The sequence below is a fragment of the Saccharothrix luteola genome (assembly GCF_020859565.1).
Classification (GTDB): domain Bacteria; phylum Actinomycetota; class Actinomycetes; order Mycobacteriales; family Pseudonocardiaceae; genus Actinosynnema; species Actinosynnema luteola.
This window is the reverse complement of record NZ_JAJHUO010000036.1, coordinates 1-18,710: the sequence shown is the minus strand read 5'-3', so window position 1 is coordinate 18,710 and position 18,710 is coordinate 1. Positions and strand designations below refer to the sequence as shown.

At 73.0% G+C, this 18,710-nt stretch carries 20 protein-coding genes; 8 read left to right on the top strand and 12 right to left on the bottom strand.

Annotation, left to right across the window (positions count from 1 at the left end):
- Window positions 1–4: 4 nt before the first annotated feature.
- From LNK82_RS38740 to LNK82_RS38730, 3 genes are all read right to left on the bottom strand, one after another.
- The gene (locus LNK82_RS38740; protein ID WP_230571837.1) at window positions 5–1,015 is read right to left on the bottom strand and encodes an efflux RND transporter periplasmic adaptor subunit; all 1,011 of its coding nucleotides are present in this window, start codon (window positions 1,013–1,015) and stop codon (window positions 5–7) included.
- 146 nt (window positions 1,016–1,161) lie between these two features.
- Window positions 1,162–2,169 (bottom strand): GDSL-type esterase/lipase family protein, encoded by a 1,008-nt coding sequence (locus LNK82_RS38735; protein WP_230571836.1) that lies wholly within the window; start codon window positions 2,167–2,169, stop codon window positions 1,162–1,164.
- A gap of 201 nt (window positions 2,170–2,370) precedes the next feature.
- Complete coding sequence (locus tag LNK82_RS38730) at window positions 2,371–2,799, bottom strand: hypothetical protein (RefSeq protein WP_230571835.1); 429 nt, start codon at window positions 2,797–2,799, stop codon at window positions 2,371–2,373.
- Window positions 2,800–3,158: 359 nt separating this feature from the next.
- On the opposite strand from LNK82_RS38730, the gene LNK82_RS38725 reads away from it, so the two are divergent.
- The gene (locus LNK82_RS38725) at window positions 3,159–3,428 is read left to right on the top strand and encodes a hypothetical protein (protein ID WP_230571834.1); all 270 of its coding nucleotides are present in this window, start codon (window positions 3,159–3,161) and stop codon (window positions 3,426–3,428) included.
- Window positions 3,429–3,477: 49 nt separating this feature from the next.
- Here the strand turns inward: LNK82_RS38725 and LNK82_RS38720 are convergent, their stop codons facing one another.
- A complete protein-coding gene (locus tag LNK82_RS38720; protein WP_230571833.1) occupies window positions 3,478–4,140 on the bottom strand; it encodes a hypothetical protein in 663 nt (220 codons plus the stop codon).
- A gap of 116 nt (window positions 4,141–4,256) precedes the next feature.
- Window positions 4,257–5,138: a cation diffusion facilitator family transporter gene (locus LNK82_RS38715; protein ID WP_372470768.1), complete on the bottom strand. Its 882-nt coding sequence runs from the start codon at window positions 5,136–5,138 to the stop codon at window positions 4,257–4,259.
- A gap of 151 nt (window positions 5,139–5,289) precedes the next feature.
- Here LNK82_RS38715 and LNK82_RS38710 point away from each other — a divergent pair, with 151 nt between their 5' ends.
- The 3 genes from LNK82_RS38710 (at window position 5,290) to LNK82_RS38700 (ending at window position 6,795) form a co-directional block, all read left to right on the top strand.
- Window positions 5,290–5,661 carry an ArsR/SmtB family transcription factor gene (locus LNK82_RS38710; protein WP_230571831.1) on the top strand — a complete coding sequence of 124 codons (372 nt, stop codon included), beginning with the start codon at window positions 5,290–5,292 and terminating at the stop codon, window positions 5,659–5,661.
- A 143-nt stretch (window positions 5,662–5,804) separates the two neighbouring features.
- A complete protein-coding gene (locus tag LNK82_RS38705; protein WP_230571830.1) occupies window positions 5,805–5,984 on the top strand; it encodes a hypothetical protein in 180 nt (59 codons plus the stop codon).
- 133 nt (window positions 5,985–6,117) lie between these two features.
- Window positions 6,118–6,795 carry a GNAT family N-acetyltransferase gene (locus LNK82_RS38700; protein ID WP_230571829.1) on the top strand — a complete coding sequence of 226 codons (678 nt, stop codon included), beginning with the start codon at window positions 6,118–6,120 and terminating at the stop codon, window positions 6,793–6,795.
- Here LNK82_RS38700 and LNK82_RS38695 read toward each other — a convergent pair.
- Window positions 6,785–10,006: an AfsR/SARP family transcriptional regulator gene (locus tag LNK82_RS38695; protein ID WP_230571828.1), complete on the bottom strand. Its 3,222-nt coding sequence runs from the start codon at window positions 10,004–10,006 to the stop codon at window positions 6,785–6,787. The genes LNK82_RS38700 and LNK82_RS38695 overlap by 11 nt on opposite strands.
- 176 nt (window positions 10,007–10,182) lie before the next feature.
- On the opposite strand from LNK82_RS38695, the gene LNK82_RS38690 reads away from it, so the two are divergent.
- Together LNK82_RS38690 and LNK82_RS38685 are read left to right on the top strand one after the other, a co-directional pair.
- Entirely contained in the window at window positions 10,183–11,343 is a 1,161-nt protein-coding gene (locus LNK82_RS38690) for an L-histidine N(alpha)-methyltransferase (RefSeq protein ID WP_230571827.1), read from the top strand.
- 6 nt (window positions 11,344–11,349) lie between these two features.
- Window positions 11,350–11,916, top strand: a complete 567-nt coding sequence (locus tag LNK82_RS38685; protein ID WP_230571826.1) for a hypothetical protein — start codon at window positions 11,350–11,352, stop codon at window positions 11,914–11,916.
- Here the strand turns inward: LNK82_RS38685 and LNK82_RS38680 are convergent.
- The 6 genes from LNK82_RS38680 to LNK82_RS38655 form a co-directional block, all read right to left on the bottom strand.
- Entirely contained in the window at window positions 11,913–12,269 is a 357-nt protein-coding gene (locus LNK82_RS38680) for a DUF6292 family protein (protein WP_230571825.1), read from the bottom strand. The two genes, LNK82_RS38685 and LNK82_RS38680, sit on opposite strands and share 4 nt — an antisense overlap.
- 120 nt (window positions 12,270–12,389) lie before the next feature.
- Entirely contained in the window at window positions 12,390–14,012 is a 1,623-nt protein-coding gene (locus tag LNK82_RS38675; protein ID WP_230571824.1) for a tannase/feruloyl esterase family alpha/beta hydrolase, read from the bottom strand.
- A 118-nt stretch (window positions 14,013–14,130) separates the two neighbouring features.
- Window positions 14,131–14,508 carry a hypothetical protein gene (locus LNK82_RS38670; protein WP_230571823.1) on the bottom strand — a complete coding sequence of 126 codons (378 nt, stop codon included), beginning with the start codon at window positions 14,506–14,508 and terminating at the stop codon, window positions 14,131–14,133.
- A gap of 484 nt (window positions 14,509–14,992) precedes the next feature.
- Entirely contained in the window at window positions 14,993–15,847 is an 855-nt protein-coding gene (locus tag LNK82_RS48035; RefSeq protein WP_504948035.1) for an NAD(P)-dependent oxidoreductase, read from the bottom strand.
- 34 nt (window positions 15,848–15,881) lie between these two features.
- Window positions 15,882–17,384 (bottom strand): amidase, encoded by a 1,503-nt coding sequence (locus LNK82_RS38660; protein ID WP_230571821.1) that lies wholly within the window; start codon window positions 17,382–17,384, stop codon window positions 15,882–15,884.
- A 103-nt stretch (window positions 17,385–17,487) separates the two neighbouring features.
- Window positions 17,488–17,646 (bottom strand): hypothetical protein, encoded by a 159-nt coding sequence (locus LNK82_RS38655; protein WP_230571820.1) that lies wholly within the window; start codon window positions 17,644–17,646, stop codon window positions 17,488–17,490.
- A gap of 17 nt (window positions 17,647–17,663) precedes the next feature.
- Here LNK82_RS38655 and LNK82_RS38650 point away from each other — a divergent pair, with 17 nt between their 5' ends.
- Together LNK82_RS38650 and LNK82_RS48485 are read left to right on the top strand one after the other, a co-directional pair.
- The gene (locus LNK82_RS38650; protein WP_230571819.1) at window positions 17,664–18,299 is read left to right on the top strand and encodes a hypothetical protein; all 636 of its coding nucleotides are present in this window, start codon (window positions 17,664–17,666) and stop codon (window positions 18,297–18,299) included.
- 91 nt (window positions 18,300–18,390) lie between these two features.
- Window positions 18,391–18,710, top strand: a 320-nt coding sequence (locus LNK82_RS48485; protein WP_443706272.1) for a helix-turn-helix domain-containing protein, incomplete at its 3' end; no start/stop codon positions are given.

The following is an 18,710-nucleotide window of genomic DNA, read 5'->3' as shown; positions in this document are numbered from 1 at the left end:
GTGGTCACTTGCGCCCCGCCCCCGGCTCGACCTGGCCCGCGGCCTCGCCGGGTGGCAGGTTCGGTCCGGGCACGGCCAGCGTCTCCTCGCCCGTCAGGCCCGACTTGATCTCCACGACCTTGCCGTCGGTGAGGCCGAGCTCGACGTCCGTGGTCACCTTGGCGCCGTCGGCGCCGACCACGTCGACCTTGCCCTTGCCCTGGCCGCCCGCGACCGCCTCGACCGGCACGACCAGCGCGTTCTGCGCGGACGCGGTGACCAGTTCGAGGGTGGCGGCGGCGCCGTTGACCATCTTGACGTCGGCGGGCGCGGTGCACACCAGGCGCAGCCCGGTCGGCTCGGAGGACGTGTCGGGCTCCCGCGGCTGCTGCTGGGGCGGCGGCGCGGGGGTGTTGGCGCCGGTGGCGTCGGTGTCGTCCGGCTCGGGCTGCGTGGGCGGCGGCGCGGGCACGGTGCCGGCGGGCAGCGCCGCGATCGTGCCGAGCAGCGTGCACGGGAACGGGCCGGGGCCGTTCTTGATCTGCGCCTGGACGACGCCCTGCGCGGCGTCGGAGATCCGGTAGGCCTGCTCGCCGTCGATCTCGGCGACGATGCCGTAGCCCGCGTGCTTGGCCGAGGCGATCGGCATGCCCGCGGTGACGGTGGCGCGGTCGTCGACCAGGCGTCCGCCGAACGTGGAGCCGGCGGGCACGTCGACGTTGGTGGGCTTGCCGTCCGTCCAGACCGTGGCGATCCGGGTCGGCCTGGTCGGCGTGGCGGTCGGCTCCTCCACGGTCCAGTAGCGCACCTGGCCCGCGACCGGGGCCACGATCCCGAACAGCGGGTTCATGGTGACCTTGCCGGTGAGGCTGACCTTGTTGGTCAGGTCCTGCCTGGTCGGCGTGGCCGTGGTCTGCACGGTGCCGCGCGGCGCGAGCTCCGGGTTGACCGGTTCGGCTCCGGTCGACGTGCACGAGGCCGCGGCGAGCACCGCCGCGGCCAGTCCGCACACGCGGACGAAGGCAGATTTCGACACCGGTCCCCCCAAAGCGATTCCCCTATCCGGTCTCGCCAATTTACCCATATGACGCCGGCGGGATCATCGGGGTTGCGTGCCAACGGGAAACCGCTCTCACCCCGGCTGGGGCGAGAGCGGTTTCCGGTGGTCAGGGGTCTGCCCCGCTACGCGACGGCGTGCAGGTTCCCGTCGGCGCCCGCGAGGCAGCGGGCCGAGCTCGCGCCGCCGTTGACGAACTCGGTGAGGCAGCGGCCGAACTGCTCGTGGCCGGCGGCGTTCGGGTGGAACGACTGCTGGGCCAGGTGCAGGCCGATGGCGTCCAGGCCGCCGGTCACCAGCGCGTACGGGTCGACGGTCAGCCTGCGCTGCCACTCGCCCGCGGAGCTCTCGCCCTTGCTGCACGCCTCGCGGTTCTCCGTGGCGCGGGAGAGGTCGAGGAACTTCACGCCCGACCGGGTCGCGACCCCGCGCAGCGCCTCGGACAGCTGCGGCACGGCGGTCGTGCGGCCGTAGCCCGCGTCGGCCAGGCGCAGCGGGCAGCCCTGCGGGCCGTGCAGGTAGCGGTCCATCTTCTCGGTCACCGGCGAGGCGTACGAGGTGAGGACCAGGTTGTAGGAGGAGGTGGCGTAACCGGCCTGGGTCATCGCGGTGCGGACGTCGCGCAGCGCGTTCTCGACCTTGGGCGCCATCCCGGCCAGCCGGCCGGGCCACTCGCGCTCCAACGTGGACCGGCAGCTCGCGCCGAACGGGTTCACCCACGCGGCCACGCAGTCGACCATGGTGTCGGCGAACCGCACGTCGTCGTTCGCGCCGACCTGCACGACGACCGTGGTGACGCGGTACTGGCGGGCGATGTCGATCAGCCGCCGCGCCTGGGAGCCCTCGGTGTAGTGCACGGTGTCGGCCAGGGACACGTTCGCCGAGTCCGCGCCCGAGCACGCGAGGTTGAACGTCCGCTCGGCCAACTGGGTGCGGTGGACCATGGCCCGGGTGGAGCGGTGGCACCAGTTGCCGTTCTCGCCCTCGGTGCCCGGCTCGTAGGACCCGGCGCCCTCGCCGGACATCGCGCTGTCGCCGAGCGACACCACGGCGGTCTGCCGGTCGTCGACGGCCCCGGCCGTGACGGGGACCGCGAAGAAGGTGGAGCCGGTGAGCAAGAGCGCGCCGACCACGGCGCCAACCTGTTTCCGCGACACCGCAGGCCTCCATAGGGGGTTGCCGTCGATCGGACGTGATCCGACCGTAGGGTGCGCGTAACGTGCCGACAACGTCCGATCGGCTGTTCTGCCCGAACCTTCGGCGGTCCGCACGTGATCGGTCCACCTCGGGTCGAGGGCCGGTCCGCGTCGGTCCACAAAGGACCGCACGGGCGATCAGCCCCAGGCGGCGAGGTGGTCCGCGCAGGCCCGGGAGACGGCGGCCTCGTCCGACCCCTCGGTCAGGTGTCCGATCGGCAGTCCCGCGCGGACGTCGGCGGGCAGGTCCTCCACGATCTCGGCGACCTTCTGCGCCACCCACCGCCCCTCGGCGCGACCATCGGCGAACATCCGCGCGACGTGGGTGCAGGAGAGCGCGGCGGCGGCGAAGTCGGCGGGCGGGATCGACGCGCCGCACTCGGCCAGCGCGCCCGCCAGCAGGTCGCGCACCTCGCCCGAGTCCCTGCCGCCGAGCCCGGCCAACGCGCGCAGGTCGTCACCGTCGTACCCGTCGACCAGCCAGTGCGCGGCCCAGCCGGGCACGTCCTCGGTGGGGACGGCGTCCAGGGCCGCCCGGAGCGCGACCAGTCTCGGCGTGGGGACCATGCGCCCATCCTGCGGTGCGGAGGGCCGTGGGTCGAACGAGAAACGGTGTGGTCGAGCGGAGGTAAGCCGCCCCACCACACCCGGCTCGTCTCGACTGCTCCCTCGAGCCGGTGCCGCTTCGCCGCCATGAGGGCGAGATCGGCGGCGACGAAGAACGCGTCGGCCGCGCGCGCCGGCGTCGGCATCCGCACCGTCGACTACCACACGAGCCTGGGCTGATCTCGCCCGCGCAGCGGCGGAATCGGCGGCGCCGGAGGCGCACGGCGTGCTGACGGCCATCGCGAACCGCGTAGACTCGCTGATCACGTTGGCGTTGGAGCTGCCTCCCGTGCCGTGGAGCCGAAATCCGGAGGCCCGTCGTGTCCACGCCAGAGCCCGGCCCGTTCCAGCCGTACATCTCGGTCCACGACACGCCCAGCACCGACGCCGGCTGGAACCGCCACCCGGTCAAGGGGTCGCTGCACCGCATCCGCCACAGCCGGACCGTCGAGGACGCGCACGCCCAGGCGACGACCGAGGCGGTGGTGCTCCTGCACTCGATCCGCCGACTCCTGCTGTGGATCGCGGTGCTCCTGGCGATCCTCGTGGCCCTGGTGATCGTGCCGCGAATCGTGATCCTGTTCTCGTAGCCGTCGTCGACCCCGCCGTGCGGACGACGGGGTCGACGACCGTGGAGGATCAGCCCAGCCAGGGGGCGAAGTGCTCGGCCACGACGGTGGTCAGGCCGCCGACGCTGAGCCGGCCGTCGACCTCGATCACCCGCAGGCCGTGCTCCCGCGCCCGGTCGACCACGTCCTCGGCCAGCAGGCGGTCCCGTTCCAGGCGGTTCGCCTGCGCCCGTTCCGGGTCGCTCACGGCCGCGGAGACCTTGGCCGCCCTGGGCAGTTCGCGCAGCTGCCGTTGCCGGAACGCCTCGGTCGGCACCAGGAACACGGCCTGGCGCGGGTCGGCGAGCAGCGGCGCGACGAGCTCCGGCCGCAGGCCCCACCCCTCGGCGACGAGCGGACGGCCGCTGGACAGGGCGCGCAGGTCGTCGAGCACCATGCCGAAGCGCTCGGCGTGGCTGTGCTTGCTGTGCTCGGCCATCTCCTGCGGCGACGGCCGCACCCACGTCGTGTCGGGGTCGTGCGCCTGGAGGGTCTGCCACGCGTGCCGGTGCGGGTAGCGGCCGGCCTGCGCCAAGGCGCGGTCGTAGTGGCCTCGGGCGTCGTGGAAGTCGTAGTGGTAGGCGGTCAGTCCGAATCGGCGTGACAGGAGCCAGGCGACGGTCGACTTGCCCGACCACTGCGCGCCGCCGATCCACAGGACAGTGCTGAGTTCACCAGAAGGTCCCCACCTCATGGTGGCAAGGGTGACTGCTCCGGAAGGCGCCCACAAGTCTTGTTTTTGCTGGTCAGAAGTGGTTGAGTAGTAGAAGTTCAGCCGGTTGTCAGGTCCCCACCCCACACCGGCGGCAGTCAGGCCCCGTCCGTCGCGGGTTCGGTGTGCACGGTGACGGCGGTCAGGCGTGGGACGGCGCGCTTGAGGTGGTGCTCGACCTCGTGCGCGATGCGGTGGCCCTGCTCGACGCTCAGCCCCGCGTCCACCGCGATCGCCAGCTCCGCCCGCAGCACGTGGCCCGTCCAGCGCATCCGCACGCGATCGGCCCGCACCACGCCGTCGACCTGCGCGGCGGCGCGTTCGGCCAGGTCCACCGACGCCGGGTCCACCGCGTCGAGCAGCCGGCCGAAGACCTCGCCGGCCGCGTCGCGCAGGACGAACAGGATGGCGACCGTCATGCCGAGGCCGACGAGCGGGTCGGCGGCGGGGAAGCCGAGGGCCACGCCGGCGCCGCCCAGCACGACGGCCAGCGACGTGAAGCCGTCGGTGCGGGCGTGCAGGCCGTCGGCCACCAGCGCGGCCGAGCCGATGGCCCGGCCGACGCGCATGCGGTAGCGGGCGACCAGCTCGTTGCCGAGGAACCCGACCACGCCCGCCGCGGCCACGACCCAGAGGTGCCGCACCGGCTGCGGGTCGACCAGGCCGCGCACCGACTCGTACCCGGCGTACACCGCCGAGGCGGCGATCACCAGCACGATCACGACGCCGGCCAGGTCCTCCGCGCGGCCGAGGCCGTAGGTGAACCGGCGGGACGCGGCACGGCGACCCAGCACGAACGCGATGGCCAGCGGCACCGAGGTGAGGGCGTCGGCGAAGTTGTGGACGGTGTCGCCCAGCAGCGCGACCGAGCCCGTGACCAGCACCAACACCGCCTGGGCGACCGCCGTGGCGAACAGCGCCACGAACGAGACGACCAGGGCGCGCATCCCGCGCCTGCTGCTCTCCAGGGCGGTGTCCACGCGGTCCGCCGAGCGGTGCCCATGGCCGTGCCCGTGGCCATGTCCGTGTCCGTGCGTTCTGTCGGTCACCGTTCCGCCTCTGGTCGACCTGTGGGTGCTGTCAGCATACCTGCGCAGTCACGCAGATACGCAAGCAAGTAGGCTGACGCCCATGCACACCGCGTTGTCGGACTTCGACATGCCCAACGACGAGCAGGTCCACCTGGCCGCCGAGTCGTTCCGCCTGCTCGCCGACCCGACCCGGATCAAGGTGCTCTGGGCGTTGTTGCAGGGCGAGTCCTCGGTGGCCTGCCTCGCCGAACTGGCGGGCGCCGCGCCGACCGCGGTCAGCCAGCACCTGGCCAAGCTGCGCCTCGCGGGTCTGGTGAAGGGCCGTCGGGAGGGGACGTTCGTCTACTACTCCGCCGCCAACGACCACGTGAGATCCCTTCTGGCGCAAGCGCTCTACCACGCCGACCACGTCGACCGGGGCATCCCGCCCGCCGACGACGCCGAGCAGGAGGTCGCACACCACAAGCACTGAGCGACACCGGTGGTTTCACCCTTACGTCGCAACGAACCGGGCTTATCAGTGCAGCTCAGCGGGTATCCGAAGCTCCCCACCCGGTTCGACGAGGAGCAGGATATGGGCACCTCCACCTCCCCCTTCCGCGACGGGAGGCCGTGATGGCGCAGTCGCGGGACCTGATCGACATCCGCAGCGGAGACCTCTTCCACCAACCCGTCCCCTACGGCCTGGTGTACCCGACGTGCACGGCGGACGGCGAAGCGCCGCCCAGCCAGCGCGGCCGGACCTGGGAGCACCTGACCGCCTCGGGCCGCGTCCTCGAGCCGGTATCCCGGTGACGCGCGGCGGTAGTCCCCCGACGGGGCCGTGGGCAGCAGCCCGCGGCCCCGTTCTCGTTGTGGTGCCAGGGAAACCGGCGAGTCCTGCCGGCGGGGCGTCGGCACGCGGCTGCTCCGCGCGGTGCTGCCGCGGTTGGCTGAACGCGGGCGCACCGTGATCGAGGACTGGCGGCTGGTGGAGGGCCGTCCGGGCACGGACTGGGCGCGACGGCTGGGCTTCCGCACCGTGCGGTCGCTGGCGGCCATGGTGATGACCGTCGCCGACGTCGATCGGACGCGGTGGCCCGTCGGCGTGCCTCAGGGGTACCGGGTCGAGCGGTGGGCCGACACCGCGCCGGACGAGGTCGTCACGTCCTACGCCGCCGCGCGGAGCGCGATCCACGACGTGCCGATGGGCACGACCGAGTTCGTCCCTCCCGAGTGGACGGTCGAGCGGGTCCGGGCGAACGAGGCCGAGCTGTCGGGCGAGAACGTCGAGCAGCGGGTGGTGGTCGCCGTGCACGAGGCCACCGGGGAGGTCGCCGGGTTGACCGAGGTGGTGCTGCTGCCGCGCGAACCGCGCACGTTCCACCAAGGCGACACGGTGGTCCTCGCGGCCCACCGGGGCCGCGGGATCGGCTTGGGCCTCAAGGGCGTGATGGCCCACTGGCTGGTCGAGGACCACCCCGAGCTGCGGCGCATGCACACCGTCACCAACTCCGACAACGAGCACATGATCCGGGTCAACCGCAGGCTGGGCATGACCGTCGAACGCACCGAACTCGTGGTGGCGCACGAGATCGACGCGCTGACTGCCCGCCTCACGACCTGACGAGCGCCGCGCACACCCCGCAGTCCGGCACCGCCCGGTCCGGCACGCCCAGCGCGGCGAACCCCTCCGCCGCCGCGCGCCACGACCGCGCCGCCTCGCCGTGCCGCCCCGCCGCGCACTCCGCCCGTGCCATCCCGAGCCGCCCGCGTGCCCGCTCGTACCGGCCGCCGACGCGCCGGGCGTGCTCGAAGTGCCGCAACGCCAGTTCCGGCTCACCGGTCGCCAGGCGCAGCAGCCCCAGCTGGTAGCGGACCTCGCCGAGCAGCAGCGGGTCGGCCGCCACGGCCGCGACCGCCAACGCCGCGTCGAGGTGGTCGCGGGCGAGGCTGAGCCCGCCGCGCGCCAGGTGCACCGAGCCCAGCCCGCACAACGCCTCGCCCTCGTGCCGCTGGTCGCCGAGCTCGCGGAACCGGATCAGGGCGTCGTGGTAGCACGTGGCCGCGCGGTCGGGTTCGCCCGCCTGCCGGTGCACGTGCCCGAGGTTGAGGGTGGCGGCGGCCACGCCGAACCGGTTGGCCAGCTTCTCGAACACGGTCAACGCCCGCTGGGCGTGGTCGAGCGCGCGGGCCGGGTCGCCGAGCCTGAGGTGGAAGCCGCCGAGCGCGGTGTGCGCGACCGCCTCGCCGAACGCGTCGTCCTCGCCGAGCCGCAGCGCCAGCACCCGCTCGCCCTGCTCGACCGCGTCCCGGTAGCGCCCGGCCAGGTAGTGCACGACGGCGATGTTGGTCAACGTCCGCGCGGCACCCGCGTGGTCGCGGAGTTCTTCCCACAGCGCCAACGCCTGCTCGTAGGCGTCCACCGCGTCGGTGTGCCGTTGGGAGGTCTGGTGGGCGACGCCGAGCGCGTTCAGCGTCTCGGCCTGTGCCCGGATGTCGCCGAGGACGCGCGCGGACGTCAGGCCGACCTCGTGGGTGGCGGTCCAGTCGTCCAGCCGGCCGAGGGTGAACCAGTGCCGCCACAGCGCGTTCGGCAGCCGCCAGGCGTGCTCGTGCAGGCCGGACGTGGCGGCGAGGCGGGTGGCCGCCACGAGGTTGCGGTGCTCGGCCTCCAGCCACCGCGCGGCGGTGTCGCGGTCGCCGGGGCCCGCGTCGGTCGCGACCGCGGCCACCGCTGCCGCCGCCCGGTCCAGGTACCAGTCGAGCACCCGGGTCACAGCGGCGGCGGACTCGTCGGGGTCGGCCAGCTCGGCGGCGTACACGCGCAGCAGGTCGTGCAGCCGGTAGCGGTCGAGCCCGATCTCCTCCACCAGGTGGCCGGAGGCGAGCACGGCGAGCTCGTGGCGGACGTCCGACCCGGTGGCCGCGCCGGCCGCCTCGGCGTCGAAGTCCGAGCCGGGCAGCACGCCGAGCAGCCGGAACACGCGCGCGACGTCGGGCGGCAGCGCCCGGTAGGACCAGGAGAAGACGGCGCGCACCGCGGCGGACGGGTCGTCCGGGGGTGAGAGCAGGTCGATCCGCCTGGTCTCGTCGGCCAGCTGCGCGGCCAGCGCGGTCAACGTCGCCGAGGGTCGGCGCACGGCCCGGTGCGCCACGACGCGCAACGCCAGCGGCAGCCCGCCGCACAGGTCGACCAGCCGTGCGGCGGCGGCCGGTTCGACGTCCACGCGCCGGCCGAGCACACCGCGCAGCAGCGCCACGCCGTCGTCGGTGGACAGCGGCACGACGGCGATCGGGTGCGCGCCGTCGCGGGCCGCGAGGCCGGCGAGTTCCGCGCGGCTGGTGACCACGACGGCGCAGCCGGGCGCGCCGGGCAGCAGCGGCCGGACCTGCTCGGCGGACCGGGCGTTGTCCAGGACCAGGAGGACGCGGCGGTCGGCGAGCAGGGACCGGCACAGCGCCGAGCGTTCGGCCTCGCTCTCCGGCACGTGGTCGCGGTGCACGCCCAACGCGCGCAGGAACTCGCCCAGCACGGCACGCGGCGGCGCCGGCTCGCCTTCCCCGTGCCCGCCGAGGTCGGCGTAGAGCTGCCCGTCGGGGAACCGGTCGGCGACGCGGTGCGCCCAGCGCAGCGCGAGCGCGGTCTTGCCGACACCGGGCGTGCCGACGAGCGCGACCACGACGGGCCCGGCGGCGGGTACGCCACGTCGATCCCCCGCCATCGGCCCGACACCGGGCACGGTGGCCGCGGCGGACTCGGCGAACCGAGCGCCCACAGACCCGACGCCCGTTACATGGCCACCCACCACCGACCCGACGCCAGGCCCTGCGGGCCGGCCATCCAGGGCCGCCTCGGCCGCGGACAGGGCTGCCCGATCACCCGCCACCGGCACCGCTGCCGGCCCGGCGATCCGATCCCTCACCGCCCCGCCGGCCGGTCCGGCGACCGCCGCGGGCGCGGAGGGCGGCCCGTCCCCCTGCCGAGCAGGCGCCTGCGCGGTGAGCAGGGCGTCCAACTCGGCCAGGTAGCCCTCCCTCGCGACCAGGTCACCGGCCGCCGGCAGTTGGCGAGGTGTCGGCGTGGCGGCGGGGGCCGGGGTGTCCGCGTCGGCCAGCAGCCGCTGGTGCAGGTGGCGCAAGTCCGCACCCGGTTCGACGCCCGCCTGCTCGATCAGCAGCCCGCGCAACCGCCGGTAGACCTCCAGCGCCTCCACCCGCCGTCCGCAGCGGTGCAGGGCGAGCATCAGGGCGCCCGCCACGCGTTCCCGCCCGGGGTGCTCGGCGGCCAGCGCGGTCAGGTCGCCGACCACGTCGTGGTGCCGACCCAGCTCCAGGTCCGCCTCCAGCCGGTCCTCCAGCGCGGCCAGCCGCTCCTCCGCCAGCGCGACCACCAGGCGGTTGCGCAGCGGCCCGTCGGCCGTGTCCGCCAACGGCGCGCCGCGCCACTCCCCCAGCGCCGTCGCGAGCAGCCGCCGCCGCACCGCCACGTCCGCCGTGGCCCGCGCCCGTGCCACGACGTCCCGGAACCGGTGCAGGTCGACGTCCGCCGGGTCGACGTCGAGCCGGTAGCCGCCGCCCGTGCCGACCAGCGCCACGCCGAGCCCGCCGAGCAGCTTGCGCAGCCTCGACGCGTACACCTGGAGCGTGCCGCGGGCGGTCGGCGGCGGCACGTCCCACAGCGCCTCCGCCAACCGCGCCACCGGCAGCACGCGACCGGCTTCCGACGCCAGCACCGCCAGCACGCACCGGAGCTGCGGGCCCGGCACCGGGATCAGCCGATCCCCGTGCGCCACCTCGACCGGACCCAGGACCGACAACCGCACCGTGCCCCCCATGACCGGTGAAGTTAGCGACAGTCCGGGCCCGGACACAGGCTGTCCGGCCGTCCGGAGCTGTCCCGGACAGCCGTCCGGGACCGTGCGCCACCGGCTCACCCGCCGCGGCGAAAAGCACCTGACTGTCGGTGGTGATCGGTAGGCTCACCGTGCGGACCCACAGCGGAGGAGGCCGAGTGACGGCGAGCGACGGGCGGCTGGTCGGCGACCTGGCCAGGGCCATCGACGAGTCGGACTTCGCCTGGTCGCTGGTGCTCGTCGGCGAGGACCAGCGGGACAAGCTGGCCGCGCTGACCAGCGACCTGCTCGGCAAGCCGTCGACCAGCGGCGACGGCAAGCAGATCGCCTCCGGCTACGCCTACTGGGGCATCGGGCCGACGATCGCCTGGGCGCACGCCTGCGCCGACCCGTTCTACCTGGTGATGAAGCAGAGCCTGGACTCGTTCACCCGCCGCTGGGGCCGGGTGCGCGGCCGCATCGGCGAGGGCTTCCACCACGTGAGCTTCGGCGTCGGCACGGGGCACAAGGACCGGCTGGTCCTGGAGCACCTGCTGGAGCGCAACCCGGGCCTGCTGTACGTGCCGGTCGACATGAGCTCGGAGATGCTGCGGCTCGGCACGCAGGAGGCCACGCACCGCGTCGGCCTGCGCGGGCACCGGGTGGTGCCGGTGCAGCTCGACTTCTCCATCCCCGACAACCTGGCCGAGCTGCGGGAGCTGATCCACCGGCTGGTCGGCGACGAGCCGGTGCTCTACTCGCTGCTGGGCAACACGCTGGCGAACTTCGACCACGACGGCGAGCTGCTCGCGAACCTCACCGCGCTGGCCCGGCCGCAGGACCTGTTCCTGCTGGAGGTCGCCACCACCGAGGCGTTGAACGACGACCTGGCGCAGGACGCGGTCGAGGAGTACGCCCGCAGCCGCGCCTACCGCGAGTTCGTGACCAGCTCGTTGCTGCACAACACCGACCTGACGATCAACGTGGACGCGGTGCAGTTCCGGGGCGCGGTCGAGGGCGACCGGGCGTTGAAGGTCAAGGTCGTCTACCAGAACCAGACCGGTGGCGACATCATGATGATGCTGCCCGACCGCAACCGGGTGCCGTTCCCCGACCGGGACACCATCCGCCTCTACCTGACCCGCAAGTACGCGCGGAAGGCGTTGGACGGGATCGTGCGCGAGGCCGGGATGCGCAAGGTCACCGGCACGCACTCCGACTTCGGCGTGCCGCGCTCGTCGCAGGGCTTCGGCATGGACCTGCTGCTGCTCGCGCCCGGCGAGCCGGTGCCCGCGCCGAGGGCGGTCGACGACGTGGCCGACGTCATCTGGGGGAACTGACCCCCGATGACCCGCATCGCGATCACGGCCCTCACGTTCGGCGCGCTCGCGGTGGCGATGGCGCTGGGCGTGAGCTGGTTCGTCGTGTCGCCGCCGGGCGAGCGGTGGGAACCGGCGGTGAACTCGTTGGCGCTGCTCGCGGGCATCACCGGCATCTTCGCCGAGCGGTGGGCGTCGCAGCGCGAGCAGCGCAAGCAGGCGCTCGAGTCGATCCGGCTGGAGATGACGCGCAACCGGGAGACGCTGGACGGCGAGGCGTTCAGCGTGAGCTCACGCGGCAGGCGGGTGTACCCGAGGCTGGTGCAGTCGGCGGTGGACTCGGCCTTGTCGTCGGGCGCGCTCAGCCCGCACCGCGACGCCGACCTGATCGACCTGCTGCACCGGTGGCGCACGGCGGTCGCGTCGGTGAACCGGCGGCTGGAGCTGACCGAGATGCTGGTGTTCACCAGCGCGTCGGACGAGAAGGCCGAGCAGTTCCACACGGCGCTGCACAGCGCCAGCAGCTTCTTCCAGGGCGTTCGCACGCTCCTCGACGAGGCCCAGGCCACCCTCGACGGGCCGGTGCGCCCCTAGCTCGCGGCCAGCAGCGCGCCGTCGGCCGGCGCGAGGCCCAGCCCGTCCACCCAGCGCGCCACGGCCGCGGGGTCCGGCCGGACCGGGCCGCGCAGCCTGGCCAGCACGAACGGCGGCTCGGCGCTGTCGGTCTCCACCGCGACCGACCAACCGCGGTCCTCGTCCCACAGCAGCGCCACGTCCCGGTCGGCGAAGCCGGGCAGGTGGCCGTCGAGCGCGAGGTAGGCGCCGAGGCGGGAACCGTCGGACTGCACGCAGGAGCACTCGCCGCTGAGGCCGAGCGCCCGCGTCACGTCCGACACGTAGGCCAGCACCGCGCGCACCGCGTTGTCGTCATCGAATTCCCAGTCCATCCCGCACCACCGTCCCCGCCCCGGATGTCCCCGTCGACGCCTACCACTCGGCGCGGTCCGGGGTAGCCCGATCGTGCGGTTTCAAAACCCGTACGTCCGGACTCTTGGGCCGGTGAGACGTCAGGGAGCGACCGGACCAGGCTTGTCGTACAGGTAGGCGCCCACCCAGTCGACCGCGTCCCGGGTCGGCTCCGCCGGTGGGGCGGCCACGAAGTTCGCCGCGTCGTCGATGCTGCCCGTGCCGTCGTAACGGGCGGTCAGCGGGTACGGGAACACCGGCCGGGTGCGGACCGCGTCGCCGGCCCGGCCCGTGGCGATGACGCGGTCCGGCGCGGCGCCCTGCTCCACCCACGCCAGCAGCTCGCGGATCGGGTCGAACCCGGTCAGCGTGCCGCCGCCGCCACCGCAGTGGTGCATGCCGGGGACCATGAACACCCTGGCCCAGGAGCGGACGTCACCGTCACGTTGCGCCAGCCGTTCGTAGTAGTCGAGCAGGGCGCGCGGCGGAACGCCCTGGTCGCTCCAGCCGTGCCAGAGGATCAGCTTGCCGCCCGCCGCGCGGAACTCGTCCAGGTCGAGGCTCATCGCGTTGCCGCGCACGCCCTCGACGTTGAGCCGGGCGAACTCCTCCGCGGTGAACTCGACGTCGGCCAGCGACGAGCCGGGCGAGCCCACCGGGAAGCCCATGTGCTTGAGGAAGTTGTCCGCGAGCAGGGCGGAGAACGTGGCGGCGCGGGGACTGGCGGTCGGGGTGATCCAGTCCACCCAGGCCCGCTCGGAGCCGCGTTCCTGCCCGGCCGGGTAGAGCCGCTTGCCGCGGGCGTCCTTCGGGCCCGCGTACAGCTTGCGCACCACGTCGAGCTGCTCGGGTGTGAGGCACTTGCCGCCGGCGGCCGTGCACAGCAGCGGCGCGGGGTCGTAGTCGCACCGGCGCGGGTCTTCGATCTGGTCGTCCACCAGGCCGTCGATGCGGTCGCAGTGCCGCAGCACGGCGTCGTGCAGCAGGGGCAGCAGGTCGGCGGTGAGCACCGGCAGGCCGTCCGCGCCGGTGTTCGTGCGGGCCAGCCACGCCTGGTAGAGCACGAGCGGGCTCTGGTAGTTGGCGGGCGCGCCGGCGATGATGCCGTCGAAGTCGTGCGGGTAGCGCTGGGCCAGCAGCAGCCCTTCCCGGCCGCCGTTGGAGCAGCCGGTGAAGTAGGAGAACGAGGGCGGCTCGCCGTAGAAGTCCTCGATCACCCGCTTGGCGGCCATCGAGACCACGTGCGGCGCGCGGAACGCGAAGTCGTCGCGGGCGGCCTGGTTGGCGGCGGCGGGCCTGCCGTCGGCCGACCGGACCGTGCCGCGACCGACGTGCCCGTCGTCCGTGGTGGCGACCGCGACACCGCCGACGTCCGGTCCGCAGTCGGGGAACGAGGGCGACACGAGCTCACCGCAGAACCCGCCGCACCCGTACTGCAGGTAACGGCCGGTGTAGGTCGTGGTCGGCAGCTTCAGGTGGAACCGGACCTCCGGCTCGACGTACCCGAGCACGGCGCAGTGCGCCGCCTCGTCACCCTCCCCCACCGCTTCCGCCTGCGTCACGTGCGCGCGCGTGCCGGGGATCTCGAAGTCCCGCACCAGGTCCGCGCAGTCGGCCACGGGCCGGATCGCCGTGCCCTGCTCGCCGCGCGCGGCGGCGAGGGCGGCCACCAGCGCCACCACCATGCCGACCAGCACGCCCCACCGGATCACGCGCACCTCCATCCCCGCCCATTCTGCCGATCACCGGCGCACCGCTCGGATCCCGGGTCCGACGGCAGGTGCGCCAAGCCCGTTCGTGCGGAGTATCCCCTGTTCGGGGCGTCGGCGGACGGGAAACGGATCAGGGACGGGGTGTGAGCACCGCGACGCCCGCGATGTCGTCCAGGTACGCGGCGGTGAAGCCACCGGCGACGTTCTCCGCCTCGGCGATCACCACCGTGACGCCGTCGAGCACGGCGGAGTCGTAGTTGTGCGCCGTGAACGGGACGTCGGCGATCTGGAGGAGGGACCCCGACAGCGGGGTGAGGTCGCCGGTGCCGTGGATGTCCTCGAGCTTCTTGAACTCGCGGGCCTTGTCGCGGTCGTCGAACTCGATCCAGGCCACGAACACGACCGCCGTCCCACCCTTGTCGTCCGTGAGGGTGAACAGCATCCGATCAAGGGCCACGCAAGGCACGGCCTTCAACAACTCCTGCACCTGCCCGAACGAGTGGGACACGCACTCGTCGTCAGCGCGAGTCGCCCGATCGACCACCCTGAGCCCGGAATCGCGCCAGATCTCGTCCGGATCGCCAGGCGCCGCGAGCCCACCAGCCCCAAGAACAACCACACCGGCCAGCGCGGCAGCGGCGATCAACCCACCGGACCCCACACCACACCTCCACCCCGACCGGCACCGTCACCCACTGGTACCCGCTCCGACGGTAACTCCCACCTGCCAACGACGGACAGGCCAATCCCCAACGATCACGACCGACGCCACACTCGTGACCTGCGCCGCCAACTCATCTCCACAACGCCCCCCAGCAGCCCCTCAACCGCCCCACAACGGACCCGCGACCTCTCCGCAGAGGCCCGATTTGACATGGCTTCGACCTGCCTAAAGCACCCGAACCCATGTCAAATCGAGCCGGACTTGAGCGTGACCACGGGACGAAACCGGACCACCGAGCCGGCCTCAACCCCTAACACCAACCACCAACTCAAGACTCAAACGCCGCCACCACCGCCGCCATATCCGCCCCTTCCCCAACCCGCCCCGCCGCCACCCGATAGTGCTCGTTCAACACCCGCATCAACCGATCATCCGTACCAGCCACCGCCATCGCCGCCATGATCAGCTCACTGTCCTTGACCGCGCCGTCCACCCCGAACGACGCCGTGAACTCACCGTCGATCATCGCCCGTCCCTTGACCTGCGCATAAGTGCTGTCCACGGGACCACCGGCGATCACCTCCAAGAACGCGTCGGGATCCAACCCCAACCCGCGCGTCAAAGCCACCGCCTGCGCGGTCGCCGCCGTGATCGACAGCACCCACGAGTTGGCCGCCAGCTTGAGCCGCTGCCCGTCCCCGGGCCGTTCACCCGCCCACACCGTGCGCAGCGCGATGGCGTCGAACACCGGCGCGAGGAACTCCCGCACCTCCACCGGACCGGCCGCCAGCACGGTCAGCTTCCCCTGCTCCGCCGGCGCGCGCGTGCCGAGGACGGGTGCGTCCACGAATGGCACGCCGTGCATCGCGGCCAGTTCCGCCAAGTGGTCGACGCCGGCCAAGCCGACCGTGCCGCACTGCACCCACACCGCACCGCGCTCGACCGACGGCAACGCCTCGGCCATCACCCCGGCGGTGGCCTCGGCGTCGAACAGCATCGTGAGCACGACGTCCGCGCCGACGACCGCGCTCTTCGGGTCGTCGGCGACCAGCGCGCCCTCGTCGGCCAACGGACGCGCCTTGGCCACGCTGCGGTTCCACACCACGACGTCCATCTTGGACCGCAGCAAGCTCCGCGCCATCCCGGCGCCCATCAGACCCGTGCCCAACACCACCGCGCGCATGGACCCAACATTCCATCCAGGACGGTGGACCGCATCACGAAGGCAACGATGCCAGGTACCCGGGCGCCCGGCGTGCGTGCGCCGCCCGTTCGAACGCGGCGGCGAACCGCAGCACGGTCGCGTCCTGCCGATACCCGGCCATGAACGACACACCGATCGGCAACGGCCCGGCGAAGCCCGCCGGCACGGAAGCGTTCGGGTAGCCGGACACGGCCGCCGGCGTCGACGACCCCAGCTCGAACGCGTCACCGCCGCCGTACTCGGTGCGCCAGGCCGGCCCGTTGGTCGGCGCCATGATCACGTCCAGCCGGTGCGCGGCCAGCACCTCGTCGATCGAGCGGCGGGCGAGCGCGGTCGCGGTCCGGCGCTGCTCGACGTACGCCGGATCGGTCACCGGCGGAGCCTTCGCCGCCTCGACGAACAGCTCCTGCCCGAACTTGCCCAGCTCCACCGGGTCGGCCTCGTTGAACGCGATCAGCTCCGTCAACGTCCCAGGCACGCCGCCCGGCCGCGTCTTCAGGTACAGCTCCAGGTCGTGCTTGAACTCGGTGATCAGCGCCGGGAACTCGGCGGCCTCGACCTGCTGCTGGTACGGCAGCTCCACCTCGACCACCACGGCGCCGGCGCGCCGCAGCACGTCCACCGCCGACTGCACGACCCGGTCCGCCTCGGCGTCGCGCCCGGCCTTCCGCCACACGCCGACCCGCTTGCCGTTCAGCGTCGCCGACCCGAGGTCCGACGCGTAGTCGACGCCCTTGCCCTCCAGCACGGACATCAGGATCGCGGCGTCCACGACGTGCCGGGCCATCGGACCCGCCGTGTCCTGCCACGACGAGATGGGCACGATGCCGTCGCCGCTGATCCGGCCGAGCGTGGGCTTGAGGCCGACCACGCCGTTCTGGCCGGCCGGGCACACGATCGAGCCGTCGGTCTCCGTGCCCACCGCGACCTGCGCCAACGACGCCGCCACCGCCGCGCCCGAGCCGGACGACGAGCCGCACGGGTTGCGGTCGAGGACGTGCGGGTTGTTGGTCTGCCCGCCGATCGCGGACCACCCGGACGTGGACGACGTGGAGCGGAAGTTCGCCCACTCGGACAGGTTCGTCTTGCCCAGGACCACCGCGCCCGCGTCACGCAGGCGTCGCACCAGCTCGGCGTCGTCTCGCGGCGGCACGCGCAGGGCACGTGAGCCGGCCGTGCTGCCCATGGTCCTGGTGTCGATGTTGTCCTTGAGCAGGACCGGGATGCCGTCCATCAGGCCCTTCGCCCGCCCTTGCCGACGTCGCCGGTCGCTCTCCGCCGCCTGCGCGAGCGCTTCGGGGTTCAGCGCGACGACCGAGCGGACCTTGCGGTCGATGGTCTCGATGCGGCGCAGGTAGGCGCGGGTGAGGTCGACCGAGGTGAGGGTGCCTGCGTCCATTCGGCGGACCAGGTGCGGGATGGTGGCCGCGTCCAGGTTCTCGACCGGGCGGGTGCGGGCGTGGGCCGGTGGTGCGACGACGAGCACGCACAGCAGGGCCCCGAGCAGGGATCGCATGCCGGTAGCCCAGTCCTGGGGACCGTTCCCGGTCAACCCGCCGTTGGTCGGGGGCTTCGGGTGGCGTTTGTTTGGGCGTTGGTCGCGGCTCAGGCGGTGCGGGTCATTTAGGCGCTTCGCCCTGGTTGACGCGCGCGTGCAGCCGTTCGCGGATCTCGTCGGGCGCGTAGGCGCGACGCTTGCGTTCCGCCCGTGCGATCACCACGCCGGTCGCCGCGACACCCGCGACACCGGCCAGTCCGAGCAACTTCCACCAGCGCATCTGCCTAGGCTACCGGGATGGCTGGAACGAAGATCGGTCTGGACGAGGCGGTCGAACTCACCCGTACCGGTGACATCTGGTTGTTCCGCGGCAGCTCGGTGGCCGACCGGGCGATCCGGGTGACCACGAACAGCCCGGTGAACCACGTCGGCATGACCGTGGCCGTCGAGGACCTGCCGCCGTTGATGTGGCACGCCGAGATGGGCCGCTCCCTGCCGGACGTGTGGACCGGCACGCACCACCGCGGCGTGCAGTTGCACGACCTGCGTGACGCGGTGCTGGTGTGGGCGCGGAAGTACGGGCAGCGGGCGTGGCTGCGGCAACTCGACCGGCCGACGACGCGGGAGGAGGACGACGCCGTGCTGAAGACGGTGGCGCGGTTGAACGGGACGCCTTTCCCGTCGACGGCGAGGTTGGCCGGTCGGTGGTTGCGCGGGCGGTTGCCGAATCTGCGCAAGTCTTCGGACGCGACGTTGGAGACGGCGTATTGCGCGGAGGTGGTGGCGGTGACTTACGAGGAGATGGGGCTGCTGCCGAGCGGGCGTCGGGTCAACTGGTACGACCCGGGGCGGTTTTGGAGTGGTGATGAGCTGGATTTGGTGGGTGGGGCGCGGTTGGGGGACGAGATCGGGGTGGAGATACCTCGGGAGTGATTCGGGGTTTGGTAGTCGCGGTCAAGCCCGGCCCGATTTGACAGGCGGGTTCCAGTAGTCGTCGCAACACCTGGGTTGTTCGGGGGTTGTGGTGTTCGGGATCCGTGGGGATCGGTCGCCTCAGGGGCGTAGGAAGCTGGGTGCCGAGCGTCGGGCCTGTCTTGACCTTGTGGCGTCGGGTGTGGGCACGACCGAGGCGTGTCGGATCGTCGGGGTCAATCGCAGGACCGGGCACCGGTGGCGGCACGGACGAGCGGATCGGGTGGTGCGGGCGGCGGATCGACCGTCTCCCACACCACCCACACCACCCACACCGTCCGCGCCGACACCGCTACCGCCACCGGTGTCGGCGGGTCGGTATCTGTCGGTCGCGGAGCGGATCGTGATCGCGGACCTGCTGCGGGAGGGCCG